This is a genomic window from Cytobacillus kochii (assembly GCF_020171845.1).
In the GTDB taxonomy this organism is placed as follows: Bacteria; Bacillota; Bacilli; order Bacillales; family Cytobacillaceae; genus Cytobacillus; species Cytobacillus kochii.
Genome location: NZ_JAIVAM010000009.1, coordinates 196,866 through 217,187, shown reverse-complemented (window position 1 = coordinate 217,187; position 20,322 = coordinate 196,866). Strand labels below are relative to the sequence as shown.

Sequence of the window (20,322 nt, the reverse complement as noted above, 5' to 3'; positions counted from 1 at the left end):
GCAGCTTCTTTATAATGAATGGCCAACCAGCACTCACAGCAGTGGATTTTGCCGTCTACAGTAGGCCAACTACTATTATTCTATTTTCGCCCACATTTCTGGAGGATTTACTTCATAGATCCCATTCTCACGATACATATATTGATTCGTAATAAACTCTCTTCTAATTGTGGCAAAGTCATCATGAAAATTTTTAATATATTCATTTATCTCTTTCTCTTCATATTTCACACCTTTTTTCAACCCTTTTACCATATGTTCAAAAATGATAAGCTTTTTCTTTCTTTGAGCAGGAATAGATTTTAATTTTCCATCAGTTTGAATAAAAGCGTCTAGTACTTTCTTTCTATATGCGTTGTCTTGCTCCATTTCTTCTAACTCCTCCTTTTGACTAATAATTTTCTCTAATGTAACAGCTTGATGAAGAATAATCTTTTCGTTTAAATAATAATAGACCGTATTTTTTTCTCTTCTTGTATAAACTAAATTAATATCTCTTAATTTATGAAGGTGGTGAGTAATCGTTGGTGGTGTTAAACCTAACTTTCCTGCTATGGCTTGTCCGTGCAATGGCCCTTTTGATAACAAATAAACAATTCTTATTCTCGTTGGATCGCCCATGGTTTTATGAAAAGCAACAATGCGGTTTAATTGCATAATCCTTCACTCCTTTTCTTAACAACAGTATGAATAAATCAATTTTAACATATATCTAATTAGATATACATCTAATTTTAATACATAAATTACATTCTCCCTACTTATATTTTAAAAAAAAAATTAATTACTCATAGGAAGAATAATATGAAAAGTTGTACCAACTCCCTCACTACTTTCCACTTGAACTGCCCCATTATGTTCATCAACAATTTTATATGAAACCATTAATCCAAGACCATTTCCCCTTTCTTTTGTAGTATAAAATGGCTGTCCTAGCTTTTCTAACTTATCCTGTGGTATTCCTCCACCCTCATCCTGAATAGAAATTCTTACAGTTTGATCATCAAGACGTTTAATGGTAATTGTGATATATCCACCATCCGGCATGACTTCAATTGCATTCTTTATAATATTTATAAAAACTTTTTTTAGTTGGTTTCCTTCGCACATCATTTTTGGTAAACCATATTCATAATAAGTACGGAATTGGATATTATTCAGTAGGGCCTGAGCATTTAATAACTTAACCGTTTCGCGCATAATGTTAATTATGTCATTCTCCATATATCTCACGGCCTGTGGCTTTGCTAAAAAAAGAAATTCATTAATAATAGAATCGATTCTTGCGAGTTCCGTTGAAATAATATTAAAATACATATCATGATCAGATTCTTTATTTAATGAGTTCTCAAGCAATTGTATAAATCCTTTTACTGCAGTCATTGGATTGCGCACCTCATGAGCAATACCCGCAGCAAGTTGTCCTAATACGTTCAGTGTATCGGACTTTCTTAATCTTTCTTCCATTTCGACTTTATCCGTTATATCCTTAAATGTAGAAATTGTAAACTCTGAGTACAAATTATAGTTGACTAAATACTCGAATAATTTATTCTCATTTCCCTTTCCTTGTAGTTGTATCCTTCCTTCATAAGAACCGTTCATTGTTATTTGTGTGATGATCTCTCTCATTTCATCTAAATTCCCAGAAAATCTAGCTATCATATGTTTTAACGACTTTCCGATTAATTCTTCACGACTAGCCCCTAAAATTTTTTCCCCAGAAGGATTAACGTCTTGTACCACTCCCTCGTTATCCCATAAAATGATACCTTCAAGTGTACCTTCGAATACTCTTCTAAACTTCAATTCACTCTTTCTTAACTCTTGTTCCATTTGGTTTCGCTCACTCACATTACGAAAAATACCCATATGAAAACCAGTATAAGATTGTAATTTCATTGTAAATTCTAAAATCTTAGATTGTCCGTTTGGCATAAAGAATAGAATTTCATCTCGTATTGCCCCTCTTTTATATAATACATTTAGGATTTCCTTGTACTTTTTATCTTTATCGACAACAAAATCTTCAATCTTACATTTTGTAATTTCATTATATGAAGTCTCAAATATTCGACACGCTGATTTATTCGCATGTACAATATGACCACCATCCTCCCATAGGATGATTCCATCTATGGCTTCCATAAAGAGCTCTGAATAGATTCCTTCATCATTTGAGAGCTTTTCTAACAACTTTTGTCTTTCAAAAGAACTATTCGATGTTGGCAAACTACCTTACCCCCTAAAACAAATTATTCTACCACGAGGTTATTCTACAAAAATCGCCATAATCCTTTTTATTCATAATAAAAAAACAAGTATCCGCTTAAACTAGCAGCATACTTGTTTTCCCCATTATAATTTAAATTTTTCTATAAGTTTACTTAATGTATGAGCCATTTCAGCTAACTTTTGTACATATAGCTGGATGTTTTCCATTGAATCATTTGTATGTGTAACAGAGTTACTCGTCTCTTCTACTGCAGCTGCTGATTGTTGAGAAACAGCAGCGATATTTTCTATAGATTCGCTCATCCCAACCGAATTATCTAGCATTTCTACCATACTTGACGAAATATGTTCGATATCTCCATGGATACCAGTAATGGCAGTTGCTATACTGTTGAAGGTATTGGCTGTTTGATGGATTTTATTACTACCGATCTCTACTTGCTCATAGCCAGCTTGTAACGATTCCACGACTCCAACAGACTCTGACTGAATTTTATTGACGATTGAAGTGATATCACTTATTGAATAGGAGACTTTTTCAGCAAGTTTTCTTACTTCCTCCGCAACAACAGCAAAGCCCTTGCCATGCTCTCCTGCTCTCGCAGCTTCAATTGCCGCATTTAATGCTAATAAATTCGTTTGGTTAGCGATCTCATGTATCACAGATATTAACTTATTTACTTGTTTCGTTTCTTGATCTAACCCTTTCACTCGATGCATCGAATCATTAATAATTTCATCTATTCTATTCATTTGCTCTTTAGAATTTTCCATCAATTCATTTCCTGCTAATGTCATATCCTTCACATTTGAGGCTGCTTCACGCATAGAAACACTTTTCGTTTCTGCATTTTCCACTTTAAATAAGTAATCTTCCATAATTTTTGATAAATCCGCACTTGCACTTGCTTGCTCTTCTGCTCCTCCCGATAGTTCCTCCATTGTCGCCGATATTTCTTGACTAGCAGCTGCAACTTCAGATGAAACGGTACCAAGGTGAACACTTCTCTCATTTAAACTTTGTGAAACTGTAAGCATTTCTTGAATCATTTGGCGCAACTGGTGTTTCATTTGGTTAAAAGCGTCTGCGATTTCTGTAATTTCATCTTGATTATTCGAATGAATATCATTAGCTTTTAAGTTTCCTTTTGTGATTTCCTTAGAAGCTGTCACAACCATTGTAAGACGATACGCTAATTGTTTATTCACGATTCTATGACTAAAAAATCCGAAAATTGCTGATAGTACTAGTGACAGTACCAAGATAACAAGTGAAACGATCATCATCCAACTCGCTTGGTTAATGGCGGATTCCTGCTCTTCCTTAATAATAGATGTTAATTCATCTAAAGTATTCATTGTCTGCTCGATGTAATTATCCACCTGCAACTTCCCTAAACGGTATTCGCGTACATGTTGCAACTTCACATTTGGTGCGATTTCATCATAAAATAATTGATTCACTTCTTTATCATATTCATTGATTTTTACAAACATTTCTTGTGCTGTTTCTGATTGAATCATTGCTTGTATTTCTTGTTGTTTATTCTTTATATCTGTTTCTAAATCTTCATATGTATTTAAATGTTTTGGATTAGAATCAATAATATAATTCCCAATTGTTCCGCCTTTTAAGTAGAAATCTGTGCCTATATCAGCGATTTCTAGTGCTCTTTCACTTGCCTTCTCTGCTTCATTAAGTTTAAAGGTACTGTAGACAAGCATAATAAAAGACAAGATCGTTGATAGAGTGAATACGCCTAAAGTAAGCCACAAAGCTACCCCATACTTTTGACCGATTTTTAACTTTCTCCATTTATCTGACTTCGACACCCGTAATAATATCGCATTTAAAAAGGGGATGCTACTTTGTTTTAAACGCCATTTTTTCAGTAATTTCAATATAATTCCTCCTTTTAAAAAATGTATCCCTTTCGAAAATAATGATTCTATTAGACTAGATTCTGCTAACATTATAATCGATAAAAAGGGGATATTGAAGTAGTATTTTAACTATAAATAGTTATATATACCTATACATTTCAATGCCATATTACCTTTACATGTCCATGTTTTGGATTTTTATCCACTCGTTCACATGTTTGAATTGATTTATTTTCTTACATAATGGGTATATAATAAGTGATGTTTTAGGGGGTCTTTAATAAAGGAGGATTTATGAGACAGCGTGATTACTTTTTTGATAACGCAAAGTTTATTCTTATTTTCTTTGTGGTATTCGGACATTTGATTCGCTCTTTTATTGAAGATAGTGAAACAATTTATACGCTTTACAAAGTTATTTATACATTTCATATGCCTGCATTTATATTAGTTTCAGGCTTTTTTGCAAAAGGGTATTATCAAAAGGGATATATTCAAAAAATAGCTAAAAAATTGATTTTGCCATACCTTATTTTCCAACTAATCTATTCGATCTTTTATTATTTCTTACATCAAGGTGCAGCCTTTAACGTGGATCCGCTAAATCCACATTGGTCGTTATGGTTCTTAATTTCTTTATTTTTCTGGCATCTATTGTTATTGATATTTGCCAAATTCAAACCAAGTGTAGCCATTATCCTCTCTTTTGCGATTGGGCTAGCTGTAGGATATGCTGATTGGGTTACAAACTATTTGAGTTTATCTAGAACTTTTGTGTTTTTCCCATTCTTCTTACTAGGTTATTTAATGAAGAAAGAGCATTTCCAAGTTTTATTTAGACCATCGGTTCGCATCGGTGCGATTGGTATTTTTGTAGCTGTTTTTGTGTTATTCTACTTTAATCCAAACATCAACTATGAATGGTTACTTGGGTCAAAGCCATATTCCGTTGTTGATGATGCATCTATTTCGTCCATGTTAACTAGATTAGGTTTCTATTTACTCAGTGTGATGATGATGGCATGTTTCTTTGCCTTTGTGCCTAATAGACATTACTCATTTACAAAGCTAGGTAAAAACACATTATATGTTTATCTTCTTCACGGGTTTTTCGTACGAGTATTTAGAGAAAGTGAAGTGCAAGATTTCTTTAATGATGCGAGAAGTTTTCTCTTGTTAGCAGGTCTCGCCTTAGTGCTTACTTTGCTATTATCAAGCAAATGGGTCACCGCAGTGACTCAGCCGCTGATTGAGTTAAGCACTGCACGGTTTAAACAACTAAAGAGACAAATTAGAACGATCTTTCGATATTATCGTAGAAAATACCGAATTGGTTAAATAGGTAAGGTAAGGCAGTAGTTACAGTGCTATGTAACTACTGCCTTTATCATTTAAACATCTATGGACGCTCTTTTCCCATTATTATAAAAACAATGAAAATCATTAAACATTTTCAAAGGCTTTATTATTGACCGTTCATTTATATAGGTATATAATTTTATATTGTCAAAAGAAAAAAACAATATATGTCCCAGTAGCTCAGCAGGATAGAGCAACAGCCTCCTAAGCTGTAGGTCGTAGGTTCGATTCCTATCTGGGACGCTAATTATAAAAGGTCGATAACCCTTGGTATTAAAGGGGTTATCGACCTTTTATTTTTGTTTTTATGTTTTATAAATTCATATACAAATTCTTATTTGGGGTCGGTTTGGGGTCGGAATAGATTTTTTGGATTTTTTTATCACTAAATCGCACTTCCAATTTCCTTTAAGACCTTAAGAAGTATTAGCATAATTTGTATAAGTCCATATCCGAGTGCACCATGTTATTCCTACCATACTCCCTAATTCTCTATATGAAGATGGATATTGATTAGTTACAACATATTCCTCTAATGTTTCTAACACTTCTCTTTATGTCTACGCATAATTGAGACCTCATTGTCTTTTTGGTTTTGTACTGATAAGATTCCATCAATGCTAAATGTACTCATCTGTTGCTTTTGCAAGTCATAAACCTACATCCGCGGCACCAGTAATCCTGTGCTTAAAACTTCACCCCATAGTTGTTCACTACCTGGAATTGAATTTAAACCTGTTGTCACCAAAAAATTGATTGATAACCGCCGCTAAGAACACTGCTGCCTGTTCTAAATATGGTACCTTTGTCCATTTTCAATTTATTCATCCTTCTATCACGTTATAAAAAAGAGCGATTGCCCCCACAATTTAGTCGGAGCAAACCGCTGTAATTATGGCACCTATTAAGGCGCGCTTAATCCAAGTTGTATTATTATTTATGCTATCCAAAGTTTTATTGATAGCTTTAATGGCAGCTTCTTTCAGGAACCCCCTATGTTAAAATATAATTGGGTGCCGATGATTCCTGGCTTTTTTATTGCTTACTGCGACATGTGCGACAAATTCGTTTATGTTCCCAGACTATTGTTTCACTCGAAGAACAGCAAAACATACGCTACAATTCGTCATTTTCATTTAATAAACTCCTTATCTTTCTTTACTAAATTCAATTATTTAAATAACAGAAATATCGAAAAAATTAATACTCCTATATAAAAATATGGTTTGTTATTTTTATGAATGGCTACCATTAGAGTGTATGTTTTTTTAGGGGACGTAGTCGAGATTGATTTATTGGGAGAGAAATAGTTATTAAAGATCTACAATATTTAATCGATTTAAAGTTAAGACACCCACATCATGATACCTCCGTTAATAGATGAATATATTTCACTTCTAAAATTAATACTCAGTCAAGAAAATTAATTCCTTCTATCTTGTGTTTCTACCCCCATTTGCTCCAATTTTCCATAAGCTCGTTCGATAATTTCACAACTGCCTCTGGGTAGGCAATAACTCCTCCTGGATGACCTCCAATCATTGGTGAAGGTTCTATTTCTTTAGAGAATTGAAACGATCCCATGTATTCTACCTGCACCCATTCATTTTGTATTTATCAAAGCATGTGTTTTTCTCCAACTTAACTCCTCCTACCTTTAGTTCTCCAAATTGTATATTTTTTCAATTCCTACAAAAACTAATACTCAATTACCTACATGTACATTGATACCAGTAAATTCTTATTAAAGTTTATAAAATCCAACTAATTGCACAACTAATGAATGGTGGTAGAAAATAATGGATATATCCTGGATTTGGAAATCGATGTTAATCATTATTTTTGGTATATTATTAATTCGTATTTCAGGTAGAAGATCTATCTCTCAGCTGACAATTTCACAAACTGTCATTATGATTTCTATTGGGACACTCCTAATTCAACCAGTTAGTGGTAAAAATATTTGGACTACTTTTTTGATTGCTGCCATACTGATAGTTACTTTGATGTTACTTGAATACATTCAACTAAAATGGGACTTTACTGAGACTTTATTCACCGGTCGTTCAAAAATTGTAATTAATAATGGAACACTAGATGAAAAAAATTTAAGAAAAATGCGCCTATCTGTTGATAAACTCGAAATGAGATTACGACAAAATGGTATAGAAAACATAAAGGATGTGCAATGGGCTACAATTGAACCCAGCGGACAATTAGGTTACTTACTCATTGATAAAAAGAAATTTGCCACCAAAGAGGATGTAGAAAAAGTTCAAGAAACACTTAACTACCTTCTACTACAATTAAATAACAGTAACTTAATACAACCATCAACAAATCAACAAAATGATTTAAACTCGAACCTTTTTTCAGAAATAGAAGGAAAGCATTCACCGTCACCACCTAATCGGCTTCGGTAAATATACATAATTAGATGTAAAAATTATGGGTACAAGGAAAATGAAATTATTTCTAATACTTAATTTCCTCTTATTCCTTGTCCTTCTTCTTAAGAATCAGACCTATCAATTTGTTTCACATCGTATTAGGATAGTGACATTACTAAAAAAATAAATTTTCTTCAATTTCACTCATATCACTGCCAAAAGTACAACCTATATTTTAATACCTTTTACGTGCTTATGGTTTACTCTTCATCATAAGTGTTTCTTATAATACCTTATAATACGCAAGCTTGAATCAGCAATAGCAATAGGATTAATAATGATTTCTGCTTCTGGAAAACCATCCATTTCTATTCTAACTGCCACGTATTCAGACTTATATTTCTTTACTCGTTCAAAATATTACTAGCCATTATAATAATTCGTTGTCCTTTATCATCAACAAAATCGTACTTTTTATCACTAAAGCACTGAACGTACTTTGGGTTAAATATTCTTTCTAGTAATTTAAATAAATTCACGCCTTCTTAATAACGTTTTTACTCTTTTGTTTGATTAATAAGTTAAACTTGTCATAACCTTTCCGTTTTTCCATAATATGTTATAACCTAATTGTACAAGAAAGGAGAAAGCAATTCATGAATTTGATTACATTCCTTGTAATTATTTTTATAGCACTAATTGTCGATTTCCTTTGGCTGGATATGGAGACTAAAAGATGGAACTGGCTTAAAAGTCAATCAAAACCACAGCAAATTTTATTTTTCTCTTCCTTCTTAGGTGCTTCAATGATTCTTTATTTTCTCTTTGGATCAAAGTTTCTAAGTTGAAAAATGAACGGTGGAGCCTTTGCGCTCCTTCTTTCAAAAACCATTTCTTTATCTAGTAAACTTAATAATTCAAAAGTTATTAAACGTCCAATCATTAATCCGTTACCCACATATCATATAGTGGATAAGATGGATTTCTCTTTTTTATCATTTCTTCGAAGAGCCACTGCCTGGGCTCTTCTTTTTATTTTTCCTGATAACTTTATCTCAGGCACGTTCATTCCTCCGGTTTTACATAATTTGCAATAAAATTGGCAACCTTAAATTTAGAAAGAGAAAGGATGTGTCTTATGTTTCCTGCATACAAAAAGAAACTGGTTTCTCTTATGTGGATGGGTGTTGGAAGTGCTGTCCTTTCCAGTATCTTTAGTGCCATTCTCATTAGTTTTGTGATTAAAATTAACAAGAAAATCAATCGGCTTAGCTAGGATTTTTCCTAGCTGCCGGTAGGGAACTTAATACAAAATCAGTAATCTACCCCTTTCACTTCATAAGCGCCAGCACTAGGGAAAGTAACCCATGTGCCGTTTGCTATATGGATTTTCATTTCTAATTTGCTGCTTCGATACCACTTTCTCGTAGATGACAACCACCTAGATCATTCTTCTATCAAAGCTAACTGCAATCGTTTCTACGATTTTCTCGCCATTAATTTACCTCCACGAATGCCCTATCTCGGTCATATTAAGTAACTTAATAGAACCCATGTATTGACGCTCATATAGTTTTCTTTTTATTGAAAATTTTTTGGTGACTGTTCTTTATATCAATAATCTCGATTGTTCCATCTAATTTTTCTTCTTCAAAATCAGCAATATATTCAATCTTTCTATATGTCTTTCCGTTCTCTTAAAACCCCTCTGGAAGAAGGTATCTTTGTTGCATGTTAAACCCTTTAATCTGTTTAGCTTGCAGCAACCATTTTAATTGGCCATAATATAATGCTTCTGCTTTGCTATCGAACTTATGTCCATCAACAACTGATTTGTGGTTGCCGTACTTGTTGTATTTTCCTCCCATTAATAAATCTCACTTTGCCTCTCCTGGTTAATGACATCTTTCACATAGAATGCTTCTTCGATTTGTTCAAAGAAGAAGTCAATCATTTGACCAAGGGCAATATATTCTGAGATTAACTCTATAAAAGTGATTGGGCTTTTCGTCTTATCCAATTTTGCTACGAGAGAGAAAAGGTATCTAAATTGGGGCGCTATTGATCGCCCTTTATTCTTCAGAAAGAATGTAGGTCATGCCAAAGTCTTCAAAAAATATTACATGAACGATATCCAGAATAAAAGGAAGTCCATCAGCATATTCAATCAATTCGTCTTGGAGGTTATTCTCTTCATGTGCGCAAAACTTCAGCCGATTATTTGTTTAATATACAGTGGTCATTAATATCATTTTTACTTCTTTAGGTTTTAAATCCAAGCTATAACATTTGATTAACATAAGATACAAAGTCAGCTGGCAATTAGTTTTGAAAGGAAGTTTGATATTTATGGCTATTACTGTTCCTGTTCCAGGTTTAGGTGATGTTATTGTTCTTACCTCAGGAGGTGAAACTGTTGAATCAAGCTGTACATTTCCAGGTCCTGGAGCGCCTGCACTAAAAGAATATCAAGTAGAGCAAGGTCAACTTTATATCATTGGGTGTAATAGTTTCCCGTTAGGTGGAGGTACTGTTGCTTATATTTTAGACGCACAAGATATTAATATACCAGATTTAATCAATGCAATATTAGGACTAGCTATTGTTCAGGATAGTGGCGGAAAGGTAAATAGATTCACTGCAATTTAATTTTCGATTCAGAGGGGTACAAGCCCTCTGGATTTACCCCATCTTTAGTTAATTTACAACATCACTTATTCAACTTTAATCCATGTTAGCAAACTTTTCTATTGGTGCTATTTCCTAAATGGGTATTAAACCCCCTTTCAATTACCTTATTTTATCATTTCACAAATAACATAAAATAGATTATCATTACATTATCACGTGTTAGTACCAGGTATAAAAGGAGTTAAACGTTTATGATGTTTCCAACAATTGTAAGTAAACAAGATAATTTAGTTCATATTGTTAAAAATCAAAAAAAAACGGAATGTGGTTATACTTATCACTACTTTACAATAGTTAATCGTTCAGATTTAAGGCGGATAAAGTTTATTAGTAAAGATTCCATCACTTGTGCCATGTGCTTACAACATTACCTTAACCAAAAAAATTAATTCTTTCATTTATGAATGGTGCCAAATGAACTAGTGCAACCTATAACATGGAGGTGCCTTTAATGAGTGATATTGAAAAATCTCGAAAAATTGGCCAAAAACAATATGAAATGGATCCAATGGATCAAGGCTTAAACCTTTTCTCCATGATGGTCAATCAGGCTACTGGTATTGATAAAGGAAATGATGGGGTTATTGAAGAAGAAGAAAACAATCGTAAAGAATAAAAAAATGGCTATAGATAATATACTTTTGATGAGTATATGTCTATAGCCATTTTTTTATATTATTTATAACAATACTACCCATGTAATGATGCTCTCCTTGTGCGTGAGGTGACCTTCTGTTTCTTCAAGAAAAAGATAAGCTTTTCTTGATGATGCATAGACTTCGAGAATAGTCGGTGAAATAACCACTCAGGAATATCACCTTCTAAAAAATAGTTTATACCAACAAACCAAAAGCGGTGCCACTGTATAATCGCTGCGATTAACATCTTATCACTCCTCCTTTGATAGGTTAATCATAACTTACCAATTTAAAGACAATATGAAGTCAATGTTAAAACTTATTAATTTTTGACTTTAGGATTTTAATAAAAATTATGATAAAATAAAATGTATTGCCAAGAAAACATGTTAGTTAAAGATAAGAAGCTGTTGGGTATTTTATGTCTCGACCGCTTTTTCTTACTGCATATAAAAGGAGAAGAAAATGAAAGTCATTGCGTCAACATTAAACGCTAAATATATTCATACTAACCTTGCCATACGGTACTTAAAAGCATTTGCTGAACCTGATTTCAACGTTGAACTTGCTGAATATACAATTAAAGACCCAGTTATGAATATTGTTACTGATTTAATTAATAAGCAACCGAATGTCATAGGTTTCAGTTGTTATATATGGAATATTGAAGAAACAATTAAAGTCATTCGTATGATCAAAAAAATAAATGCGGATGTAATAATTATACTCGGTGGACCAGAAGTGACCTATGATGTCCCTGAATGGTTAGAGAATGTTTCAGAGATTGATTTTATCGCTGTAGGTGAAGGAGAAGAAACTTTTAAACAACTACTTCAACAAATAGATGGTGAAAAGGATTGGCGCAAAGTGAACGGCATTGCTTATCTTGAAGATGGCAAATTGCAAGTTAATCCACAAAACAACAAACTTAACCTTCGTGAACTACCCTCTCCTTTTCGCTTTGAAGAAGATAAGAGGGAGCTTGGCAAAAGGGTTACATATATTGAAACGAGTAGGGGCTGCCCTTTTAGTTGTCAATTCTGTCTTTCTTCCATTGAAGTTGGTGTTCGATATTTTGATCGTGAAAAGGTGAAAGAAGATATTCGTTATTTAATGCGAAACGGAGCGAAAACGATAAAATTTGTGGATCGGACATTTAATATTAGTCGCAGTTACGCGTTAGAAATGTTTCAATTTCTTATTGATGAACATATGCCTGGTGTGGTTTTTCAATTCGAAATAACAGCTGATATTATGAGGCCAGAAGTCATTCAATTTCTAAACGATCACGCACCTGCCGGTTTATTCCGGTTTGAAATTGGCGTACAATCAACTAATGATTATACGAATGAATTAGTGAAGCGAAAACAAAACTTTCAGAAGTTGACTCGAACAGTGACAATGGTAAAAGAAGGTGGCAAGATTGATCAGCATCTTGATTTAATTGCTGGTTTGCCTGAGGAGGATTATGCATCATTCAAGAAGACGTTCAATGATGTTTTTGCTCTGCGTCCAGAAGAATTACAACTAGGATTTTTAAAAATGTTGAGGGGTACAGGGTTAAGGCAAAGTGCCGCCAATCATCAATATATTTATATGGATCAATCACCTTATGAAATCCTTGGAAATAATGTATTATCATTCCAAGATATTATCCGAATCAAACAAGTAGAAGATGTATTAGAAAAATATTGGAATGACCATCGGATGGATCATACGATTGAATACTTAGTTACAAACATTTTCCCTACCCCTTTTGATTTTTTCCAAGAGTTCGGAAGTTATTGGGAAGGGAAAGGCTGGTCAAGAATTGGCCACCAATTAGAAGATTTATTCCATCGATTATTTGCTTTCTTAGAGGATACACAGGTGAAAAATTTAGAGGTCATAGAAGGCTTAATGAAATATGATTACCTATCTAATCAAAAATATAAACCTAGAAAGCCTTGGTGGCCATCCTCAATTGATAAAAAAGAACGATCTTTGCTTTATCAACATTTTCTAAAAGATCCAAGTTCTGTAAGCAAAGACTTTGCTTTATTACTTTTAAACGAAAAAGAACTATATAAGCACTCCATTGTAGAGAAGCTTCCCTTTAATCTTGAGAAATATATTCAGACCGGTTTCATTGAAATGGATGAATCAGTGATGGTTGTATATTATGCCAAAGAACAGGCAGCTGTGTTTGCATCATAGTGTGTAAAAACAAGCCAGAAAAGCAGTTTAAACTTTTCTGGCTTGTACTTTCATTTCTTATTAACCTTGCCTTTTTTACTTGTAACTTCATAAATCTTTGAAGCGTTCATATCGCCAAACTCCATCCCGAACTCTACATTCACTTGAGGAGGCTGTTTCTGTTTCCGCTCATTTTTTAACTGGTACATTTAGCTTCTCCCTTTTCTTCCTTGTTTTGAATTGCGGTTGGCACCTTTATTTACATTTTCACCACTAGTAAATTCAGTTGAAAATTCAACATCTTCTTGATTGGCTTTTGGTGTCTTACTATATTTTTCAACAGCACGATGGCTAGCTTTTCTCTTCATCTTCTGACTCCTCCTTCATATTTCGTAAGAACAAACATATTTTCCGCCTAATGTAGGGTCATTATGCTTACCTTTTATTTCTTCATGTTTCATCTCATAAACGATCAAACAGAAGAGAAAAATAAAAAGAGGAGTGATGATAAGTGAAAAGACAAAACAAGCAAGAGCGAAGCAAAATAGAAAGCTTACCACATCAAATTTCTTCACCTGACTTTCGAAAAAGTCATAAGGAGCTACAACCACCTTTTGTAAACGAATTTGGGGTAACAATTGGGGATAGTAATTATGTATCAGAGCAGTCTCCACTTGAGAATTGGAGTGATGAAGTAGACCCAGCTGTGATGGCTGGAGACAAATGGGTTCATCCAACAAACGATATTGGCTTTAATACGCCTGAGAATCGCGCACTGATAGAAGAAAAAGAAGTACCAGATGCCCCCTTCTCTCATCCAACAAAAGATGCAGGTTATAAAGCAGATTAGAAAACCAAGCTTTTTGTTAAGCTTGGTTTTCGTATCTATCTATTTATCCAATAATAATCCTTTCCTTTGGATAATGATAATGTGGCTTTTCTTCTTTACCACCTATGATATATAAAAATGAGGTTAAGCCTATTCTACCGACAAACATTAGTATCATAATGACGATTTTTCCAGTATTACTTAAATCAGCTGTTATCCCCATGGAAAGACCAGTCGTTCCAAATGCGGAGCAAACTTCAAATATTATGGAAATAAGTGATAAATGGGTATTTGTAATGCTGATCAACAGCACTGCTACAAAGCATAAAAGCGTGGCTAAAATTGTAATAACCAATGATTTCAATATATCATCTTGGTGAATTTCTCTGCGGAAGATTTTCACATGTTTATTTCCTTTGGCAAAATTCCAGATAAATAAAATATTTAACGCAAAGGTGGTTGTCCGTATGCCTCCCCCAACCGAACTTGGTGAAGCACCTATAAACATCATAATACTCATGATCAATAGGGTTGGCAAAGTAAATTCACTAACATCCATTGTTGCTAACCCACCACTTCTTGTCGTCGCTGACTGAAATAGTGCATAAAAGAAACTTTCATGCCATGATAGCCCTTTAAAAAAATGTTGAAACTCCATAACTAAAATAATAATGGTTCCAAAAACGAGTAAAAAAGCGTATGTAACGGTTGTTACTTTAGTAAATAAAGAAAAACGATACGGGAGAGAGTTTTCCCATTTACGTTTTAATAGAAAAGCTTTGACTTCAATTAAAACAGGAAAACCAATTGCCCCTAAAGAGATTAAAATGATTGTAATAAACTGCACGAAATAATCATGGGCATATGGAATCATTGATGAACCTGTTATATCTAAACCCCCATTTGTTGTTGCACTTACAGAGGCAAATATTCCGTGGAGAAAAGCTTCGTCCCACGTAGGATAGTACTTTAAAAAATGAAAGCCAAGTATAAACATCCCTATTACTTCGATAAGAATCATTAATTTAATTATTTCTTTCACGAGTTGAACAAGCCCAGAAAGCGCATACTGATTGTGATCAACCATAATTAGTTTTCTACTCTTCAATCCAATCTTCTTACCTAACAACATCCAAAAGAAAGTACCTAATGCCATAATACCAATTCCACCAAATTGCATAATAATCATTATCACAAAATACCCAAAAACACTATAGGTTTGTGATAAATCAACAACGGTTAATCCCGTTACACTAACAGCTGTCACAGCAGTAAATACAGTATCTATAAAGCTAACTTCTACACCTTTTTGATTCACACCTGGTAAATAGAGGAGTCCTACAGAAATTGAAATCGACAAGAAATAATATGCAGTGATTATTTGTGCTGGCGAACGCCTATTTATCCAGCCTTTAAAATCTTTTAACAAACGTTTTTCACCTCAACTAAACTCAATTACACTCTATAATAATATAATCTACCCCTGTTTTGAAAGCTAATTATGCTTTCTTTGCCAAAACAAGGATACAAACAGCTAATTTACCACTCATGAAATGAACACAATACATCATAATACAAATACAGTGATATCAATTACTGTAAATTATCTTTAGGAGATGTGTAATCATGCCAAAGAATAGTAATAAACTTTTAGTACCGGGAATTGAACAATATTTAGATCAAGTTAAATATGAAATCGCTCAAGAGTTTGGCGTACAGTTAGGTTCGGACACTGTTTCCAGATCTAACGGTTCAGTCGGAGGAGAAATCACAAAAAGATTAGTCCAACAAGCTCAAGCAGAACTTTCCGGAAAACAAAAATAACATGGCAAAAGTCCGAGGTTCAACTCGGACTTTTTATTATACCCATAAATCTTGCAATTATGGTGATTCTTTATTATATTTTTTCCTTTCATTATTTTTAGCCCTTTTTTCGTTATTGTGCTTGTCTTGATCATGCCTATCACGCCATCCATTATCGTCATGAACATCGAAATTATCGGTATCATTTTGTTCTTTCTCAGCATCATTTTTATTCTTATTTTTATGTTTATGTTCCCCTTTAAAGTTATAATTTTCAATCTCCTTATTAGTGACAGACGAAGAGTCATTGTGTTCATCATCAGCATGCTTCTTATAACGAAACTTCTTCTCTTCAACCTCTTTTTTTGGTATTGATTCATTTGCCTCTATATTTGGATCGATAGCTTCATTATCATCAGAAGTAGGCACTGTCCCCTTCTCTTCCTTCACTTCTATGGATGTTTCATTTTCCTTTTCTTTTTCTTTTTTTATTTCACTTTCTATGTTATCTTCCTTACTTTCTTCTTTATCACTTTCAGTCTTTTTTTCTTCCTCTGATTCATTTACATTCGATTTTGCGGTATTGTCATATTCAGTCTTCTCGTTCAACTCCATGTATGCCCCTAGAGTAAGTCCTTTTTCTTGAGCTAACTCTCGTTCTGTTTTAGAGCCTTTAATTAAATGCAAACTTACATCTTCTTCATTTAATTCCCTTGTAACAAAGTCAGTATGTTTCCTTAATCTTTCTTCTTCTAAATATTGATCTGACATGACGACTGTGGCGAACGTTAATTCTTTTCCTTTTTGCATATATCCCTGACTCTTACAAATTGAAAGGATATCTGAAAATATGGTATCAAATTGTTTATTTTTCCAACCCGCTATCTCTTGAATGATTTTTTTTCCATCTGCATTGTAACCCTTCAATTGTATCACTTCGAATTGTTCATTTACGGCTAATTCAATACTTGGATTAATATCAATGGTCATATAAGCATAGATTGTCTGTTCAGAATGATTAGGCCATAAGGATAAGCCTAAAAAGGAAAGAATAAATACAGCAGCAAGCATAATCATTTTTACATATTTCGGTTTTTTAACAGATCCTACCTTAGGATTTTTCATCACAGGCTCAAACTCAATCTCTTGACCTATTTCATATATTGCTTCGTATTTATAGCTAAAATAAAATTCACCTTCATTTGTTAAAAGTGTTAAGAAACGTTCATCAATAGCGACAATCACTCCTCTTTTCACGTTTCTAACACCCCTTTCAAATAATCCTTTAAATAGACAAAGTCATTACATAAAACTAATGTCATTGCAATAATGTATTTACGATTTCTTTCAATTGTTTTTCTACTTACTTTTATTCTTGATTCCATATGCTTGATTGGTAATTTCTTGGTGGAATATAACATGTCTTTCAACATCACATCATTGGCAATTAATTGGGCAATTTCAATTGCTGTCCTTCTTGCATCGGCATGTTTTGGCGAGCATTTTACAATCTCTTTGAAACTAATACCAAAATGAGATAAATCATTCGTGAACTTAATTATTTCTTCTTTCCTTGCCTGTTGATCTTGTATTTCTAAGTAGCCCCTTATCGATATTTCTGATTCTATTAATGCACTGGCTTGCTCATTCGAACCGTCCTCATAGTGATGGCTTGCATCTAAACTAAGGTTTTGATGTTTCGATTGCTGTCTAATATAATCAATGACTCTTCGTTTAATAACAACCTCAGCAAAAGAAACGAAACTCGTTCCTTTTGCTCGATTATAATTATTAATAGCATCATTAAAGGCGATTAAACCCACGCTAAATTCATCATCGGAATCATATATAAACCTCCTGCAAACTAAAGATACCGACTTAGCTACAAAAGGTCTAAATTTATCTATAAACACATCTCTTAATTGTCGATCACCATTTTGAATGGCATAAACTTCTTCTTCAATGGTTTTATGTTGTGTCTTTAAGCCTCTAAACAGTGATTTAATCATGCACTCACCTCTTTATTCACCCAAATTATAACACAGGAAAATTAGATGAATTGTGCATGAAGACTGGCCACAAACTTTATTACCCTATCTTTACAAATATACGGGTAAAATTAGAAAATTATAGGGGTAAAGAATATTTTTATACCACATTCACTACAATATAATGACAAAAGTTGTGCAACTTTCATACTTGTGCAATATAACTAAAAAAATGTTATCAAAAATTAAAATATATTAAAACGTCATCGAGATCTAAGATTACTTTTACTAAAATAAGGCGAAAGCGAGAATATTTTATGAACCTATTTCAATTATTTTACATCCTTTTTTATTAAAGAAATAAAAAAAGCCAATTTTCTCTTCATCTATTAGAGAAAATGGCTTATATCATACAAATTGAAATGATTACTGCTTCTTCATTGTCCAACCAGTCCAACCATATAAAATAGTCATTAATGGACTTATTAAGCAAAATAAGGCAAATGGCAAGTAGGTTAATGTATTAACATCTAGCACTGTCGTGAGAAAGATTCCACAAACACTCCACGGTACAAGAGGATTAACCACTGTACCAGCATCTTCTAAAACCCTGGATAAATATCGAGGATGCAAATTCGCTTTATTAAAAGATTCTTTATAAGCATTACCTGTTAATAAGATAGATAAATACTGCTCACCTACAATAAAATTGATACCAACTGCAGTTGAAGCAGTTGCTGAAATTAATGGGCCACGTTTAGATAAGTAGTCAGTAATCCCACGAATAAGTGCTGCTAATATCCCTAATTTAATAAATAACCCTCCCATTGCTAAAGCCAACAGGACAAGTGAAATAGAGAAAAACATACTTTCTATTCCACCTCTAGTTAATAATGAGTCGATATCCTCAATCCCACTATTTGATGTATAACCACTAAATAAAATAGTAATAAGCTTACCTAAATTCATTTCATTTTGCACAAAGAAGGAAACAATAATTGCAGTAACAATTGAAGATGCTAATGTAATTAAAGCAGGTATTTTCTTTATCGCTAATACAACTAATACAAGAAAAGGAATGATTGCATACCATTTCACCAACCCTAGCGTTAATAAACCATCCTGCATTTCATTAATTTTTACTAAGCTGGCCTCTCCCATTCCCTTCGGTGAGATTAGGAAAAAAATAATAAAGGATAAGATAAATACAGGGATCGTTGTCATACTCATTGTTTTAATATGATCAAATAAATCAACCCCAACTGTCATGGATGCTAAATTCGTTGTATCAGACAGTGGAGACATTTTATCTCCAAAAAATGCGCCTGAGATAATTGCACCTGCAGTAATAGCCGGATTTAAATCTAATGCACCACTCAATCCCATAAATGCAACACCAATCGTCGCTGCTGTTGTTAATGAACTGCCAATACTCATACCAATAATAGCGGTAACAACAAAAGAAATGGCATAAAAATAATTCGGTCCTACAATATCTAAAGAATAATAAATGAAGGTTGGAATGGTCCCGCTTGCCATCCAACTACTTATTAACATACCAATAAAAAAGAATAAAAATGTAGCGCCAAGCCCTGACTTTGTCCCATCCATCATGCCTTGTTCTATTTCTCTATACTTAACGCCTTTACATAATCCATAACTAATTAAAAAGATCATCGATAATACAATGGGAATATGTGGTGGTGCCTCAAGGGCAATCATACAATAACTTATACCACTAAGGAGAATAATTGTGATAAGTATAGCTTCCCATGTTTTTACTTTGATGCTTGGTTCTTGTTGCATAATAAACTAACCTCCAATATTTCTAAAAGCGTAAAAAAAGAGCTCATAAATCCCTTATTTAGGGACGAATGATCTCCGCGGTACCACCCTAATTGACAAGACACCACACTTGTCCACTTCATCTATTTTAACCTTTATAAGTAGGTGTAATTCGAAAAATTTATGACCTGAACTTTCACCAACCATTCAGTCTCTTTAACTGTTCATAAATCCTCTACTGGCACTACCGGTTAAATTATATTAAAACTAAGAACACTATTTTGCTTAAACGCTTTTATGCACTAAAGTATTTTTATAACGTATTTATACTATAATCTGTATTTCATTTACTGTCAATCATTATTTTCATATAAATAATTTGATCTTAACCTATACTTTACGGACAACTACCGTTGCTAAAACTCGTCTGTGTATCAACCTCCTTCTTTAAAAAACAAGATGAGGTTCGTGCCAAATATATCAGCGTTGGACAATTGATTGCTTAAATAATGATATATAAAAAAACACGCACAAAAATTGTGCGT

Annotated in this window: 21 protein-coding genes, 1 tRNA gene and 1 pseudogene; 9 read left to right on the top strand and 14 right to left on the bottom strand. The window is 33.3% G+C overall.

Translation table 11 applies throughout. From position 1 onward, the window contains the following. Nucleotides 1-75: 75 nt before the first annotated feature. The 3 genes from LCM23_RS15840 to LCM23_RS15830 form a co-directional block, all read right to left on the bottom strand. Complete coding sequence (locus LCM23_RS15840) at nucleotides 76-657, bottom strand: DUF2087 domain-containing protein (RefSeq protein WP_224937820.1); 582 nt, start codon at nucleotides 655-657, stop codon at nucleotides 76-78. A gap of 123 nt (nucleotides 658-780) precedes the next feature. Continuing rightward, nucleotides 781-2,232: a PAS domain-containing sensor histidine kinase gene (locus tag LCM23_RS15835; protein WP_224937819.1), complete on the bottom strand. Its 1,452-nt coding sequence runs from the start codon at nucleotides 2,230-2,232 to the stop codon at nucleotides 781-783. A gap of 126 nt (nucleotides 2,233-2,358) precedes the next feature. Continuing rightward, on the bottom strand, nucleotides 2,359-4,137 hold the full coding sequence (locus LCM23_RS15830; RefSeq protein ID WP_224937818.1) for a methyl-accepting chemotaxis protein: 1,779 nt from the start codon (nucleotides 4,135-4,137) through the stop codon (nucleotides 2,359-2,361). 276 nt (nucleotides 4,138-4,413) lie between these two features. Here LCM23_RS15830 and LCM23_RS15825 point away from each other — a divergent pair, with 276 nt between their 5' ends. Next, a complete protein-coding gene (locus LCM23_RS15825; RefSeq protein ID WP_224937817.1) occupies nucleotides 4,414-5,457 on the top strand; it encodes an acyltransferase family protein in 1,044 nt (347 codons plus the stop codon). Nucleotides 5,458-5,647: 190 nt separating this feature from the next. Continuing rightward, a tRNA-Arg gene (locus LCM23_RS15820) sits at nucleotides 5,648-5,721 on the top strand. A gap of 626 nt (nucleotides 5,722-6,347) precedes the next feature. Here LCM23_RS15820 and LCM23_RS15815 read toward each other — a convergent pair. Together LCM23_RS15815 and LCM23_RS15810 are read right to left on the bottom strand one after the other, a co-directional pair. Beyond that, on the bottom strand, nucleotides 6,348-6,449 hold the full coding sequence (locus LCM23_RS15815) for a hemolysin XhlA family protein (protein ID WP_224937907.1): 102 nt from the start codon (nucleotides 6,447-6,449) through the stop codon (nucleotides 6,348-6,350). Nucleotides 6,450-6,924: 475 nt separating this feature from the next. Then, entirely contained in the window at nucleotides 6,925-7,062 is a 138-nt protein-coding gene (locus tag LCM23_RS15810; protein ID WP_224937816.1) for a hypothetical protein, read from the bottom strand. Nucleotides 7,063-7,277: 215 nt separating this feature from the next. Between LCM23_RS15810 and LCM23_RS15805 the strand changes: the two genes are divergently transcribed. Together LCM23_RS15805 and LCM23_RS15800 are read left to right on the top strand one after the other, a co-directional pair. Continuing rightward, on the top strand, nucleotides 7,278-7,901 hold the full coding sequence (locus LCM23_RS15805; RefSeq protein WP_224937815.1) for a DUF421 domain-containing protein: 624 nt from the start codon (nucleotides 7,278-7,280) through the stop codon (nucleotides 7,899-7,901). 623 nt (nucleotides 7,902-8,524) lie between these two features. Then, nucleotides 8,525-8,716 (top strand): hypothetical protein, encoded by a 192-nt coding sequence (locus LCM23_RS15800; RefSeq protein ID WP_224937814.1) that lies wholly within the window; start codon nucleotides 8,525-8,527, stop codon nucleotides 8,714-8,716. A 653-nt stretch (nucleotides 8,717-9,369) separates the two neighbouring features. Here LCM23_RS15800 and LCM23_RS15795 read toward each other — a convergent pair. After that, nucleotides 9,370-9,736 (bottom strand): annotated as a pseudogene (locus LCM23_RS15795) (DUF1064 domain-containing protein). Next, nucleotides 9,736-9,930 (bottom strand): dUTP diphosphatase, encoded by a 195-nt coding sequence (locus LCM23_RS15790; protein WP_224937906.1) that lies wholly within the window; start codon nucleotides 9,928-9,930, stop codon nucleotides 9,736-9,738. The pseudogene LCM23_RS15795 and the gene LCM23_RS15790 overlap by 1 nt, the downstream one beginning before the upstream one ends. Before the next feature lie 287 nt (nucleotides 9,931-10,217). Between LCM23_RS15790 and LCM23_RS15785 the strand changes: the two genes are divergently transcribed. Next, nucleotides 10,218-10,517, top strand: coding sequence for a hypothetical protein (locus LCM23_RS15785; protein ID WP_224937813.1), 300 nt, complete (start codon nucleotides 10,218-10,220; stop codon nucleotides 10,515-10,517). A 493-nt stretch (nucleotides 10,518-11,010) separates the two neighbouring features. After that, complete coding sequence (locus LCM23_RS15780) at nucleotides 11,011-11,175, top strand: hypothetical protein (RefSeq protein ID WP_224937812.1); 165 nt, start codon at nucleotides 11,011-11,013, stop codon at nucleotides 11,173-11,175. Between the two features lie 74 nt (nucleotides 11,176-11,249). On the opposite strand, the gene LCM23_RS15775 is transcribed toward LCM23_RS15780, so the two are convergent. Beyond that, nucleotides 11,250-11,444: a hypothetical protein gene (locus LCM23_RS15775; protein WP_224937811.1), complete on the bottom strand. Its 195-nt coding sequence runs from the start codon at nucleotides 11,442-11,444 to the stop codon at nucleotides 11,250-11,252. A gap of 218 nt (nucleotides 11,445-11,662) precedes the next feature. Here LCM23_RS15775 and LCM23_RS15770 point away from each other — a divergent pair, with 218 nt between their 5' ends. Further along, entirely contained in the window at nucleotides 11,663-13,393 is a 1,731-nt protein-coding gene (locus LCM23_RS15770) for a B12-binding domain-containing radical SAM protein (RefSeq protein ID WP_224937810.1), read from the top strand. A gap of 50 nt (nucleotides 13,394-13,443) precedes the next feature. On the opposite strand, the gene LCM23_RS15765 is transcribed toward LCM23_RS15770, so the two are convergent. Together LCM23_RS15765 and LCM23_RS15760 are read right to left on the bottom strand one after the other, a co-directional pair. After that, nucleotides 13,444-13,581 carry a hypothetical protein gene (locus LCM23_RS15765; RefSeq protein ID WP_224937809.1) on the bottom strand — a complete coding sequence of 46 codons (138 nt, stop codon included), beginning with the start codon at nucleotides 13,579-13,581 and terminating at the stop codon, nucleotides 13,444-13,446. Then, nucleotides 13,582-13,740 carry a hypothetical protein gene (locus tag LCM23_RS15760; protein WP_224937808.1) on the bottom strand — a complete coding sequence of 53 codons (159 nt, stop codon included), beginning with the start codon at nucleotides 13,738-13,740 and terminating at the stop codon, nucleotides 13,582-13,584. It lies immediately after the preceding gene. Between the two features lie 143 nt (nucleotides 13,741-13,883). On the opposite strand from LCM23_RS15760, the gene LCM23_RS15755 reads away from it, so the two are divergent. Then, nucleotides 13,884-14,222, top strand: a complete 339-nt coding sequence (locus tag LCM23_RS15755; protein ID WP_224937807.1) for a DUF3905 domain-containing protein — start codon at nucleotides 13,884-13,886, stop codon at nucleotides 14,220-14,222. Nucleotides 14,223-14,265: 43 nt separating this feature from the next. On the opposite strand, the gene LCM23_RS15750 is transcribed toward LCM23_RS15755, so the two are convergent. Next, the gene (locus LCM23_RS15750; protein ID WP_224937806.1) at nucleotides 14,266-15,630 is read right to left on the bottom strand and encodes a TrkH family potassium uptake protein; all 1,365 of its coding nucleotides are present in this window, start codon (nucleotides 15,628-15,630) and stop codon (nucleotides 14,266-14,268) included. A 197-nt stretch (nucleotides 15,631-15,827) separates the two neighbouring features. Here LCM23_RS15750 and LCM23_RS15745 point away from each other — a divergent pair, with 197 nt between their 5' ends. Further along, the gene (locus LCM23_RS15745; RefSeq protein WP_095369732.1) at nucleotides 15,828-16,025 is read left to right on the top strand and encodes an alpha/beta-type small acid-soluble spore protein; all 198 of its coding nucleotides are present in this window, start codon (nucleotides 15,828-15,830) and stop codon (nucleotides 16,023-16,025) included. A gap of 57 nt (nucleotides 16,026-16,082) precedes the next feature. Here the strand turns inward: LCM23_RS15745 and LCM23_RS15740 are convergent, their stop codons facing one another. From LCM23_RS15740 to nhaC, 3 genes are all read right to left on the bottom strand, one after another. Further along, nucleotides 16,083-17,261 (bottom strand): anti-sigma factor domain-containing protein, encoded by a 1,179-nt coding sequence (locus LCM23_RS15740; RefSeq protein WP_224937805.1) that lies wholly within the window; start codon nucleotides 17,259-17,261, stop codon nucleotides 16,083-16,085. Further along, entirely contained in the window at nucleotides 17,258-18,013 is a 756-nt protein-coding gene (gene sigI, locus LCM23_RS15735; protein ID WP_224937804.1) for an RNA polymerase sigma-I factor, read from the bottom strand. Before sigI ends, LCM23_RS15740 begins: the two co-directional genes overlap by 4 nt. A 405-nt stretch (nucleotides 18,014-18,418) precedes the next feature. Next, nucleotides 18,419-19,798 carry a Na+/H+ antiporter NhaC gene (gene nhaC / locus LCM23_RS15730; RefSeq protein WP_224937803.1) on the bottom strand — a complete coding sequence of 460 codons (1,380 nt, stop codon included), beginning with the start codon at nucleotides 19,796-19,798 and terminating at the stop codon, nucleotides 18,419-18,421. Nucleotides 19,799-20,322 lie beyond the last annotated feature (524 nt).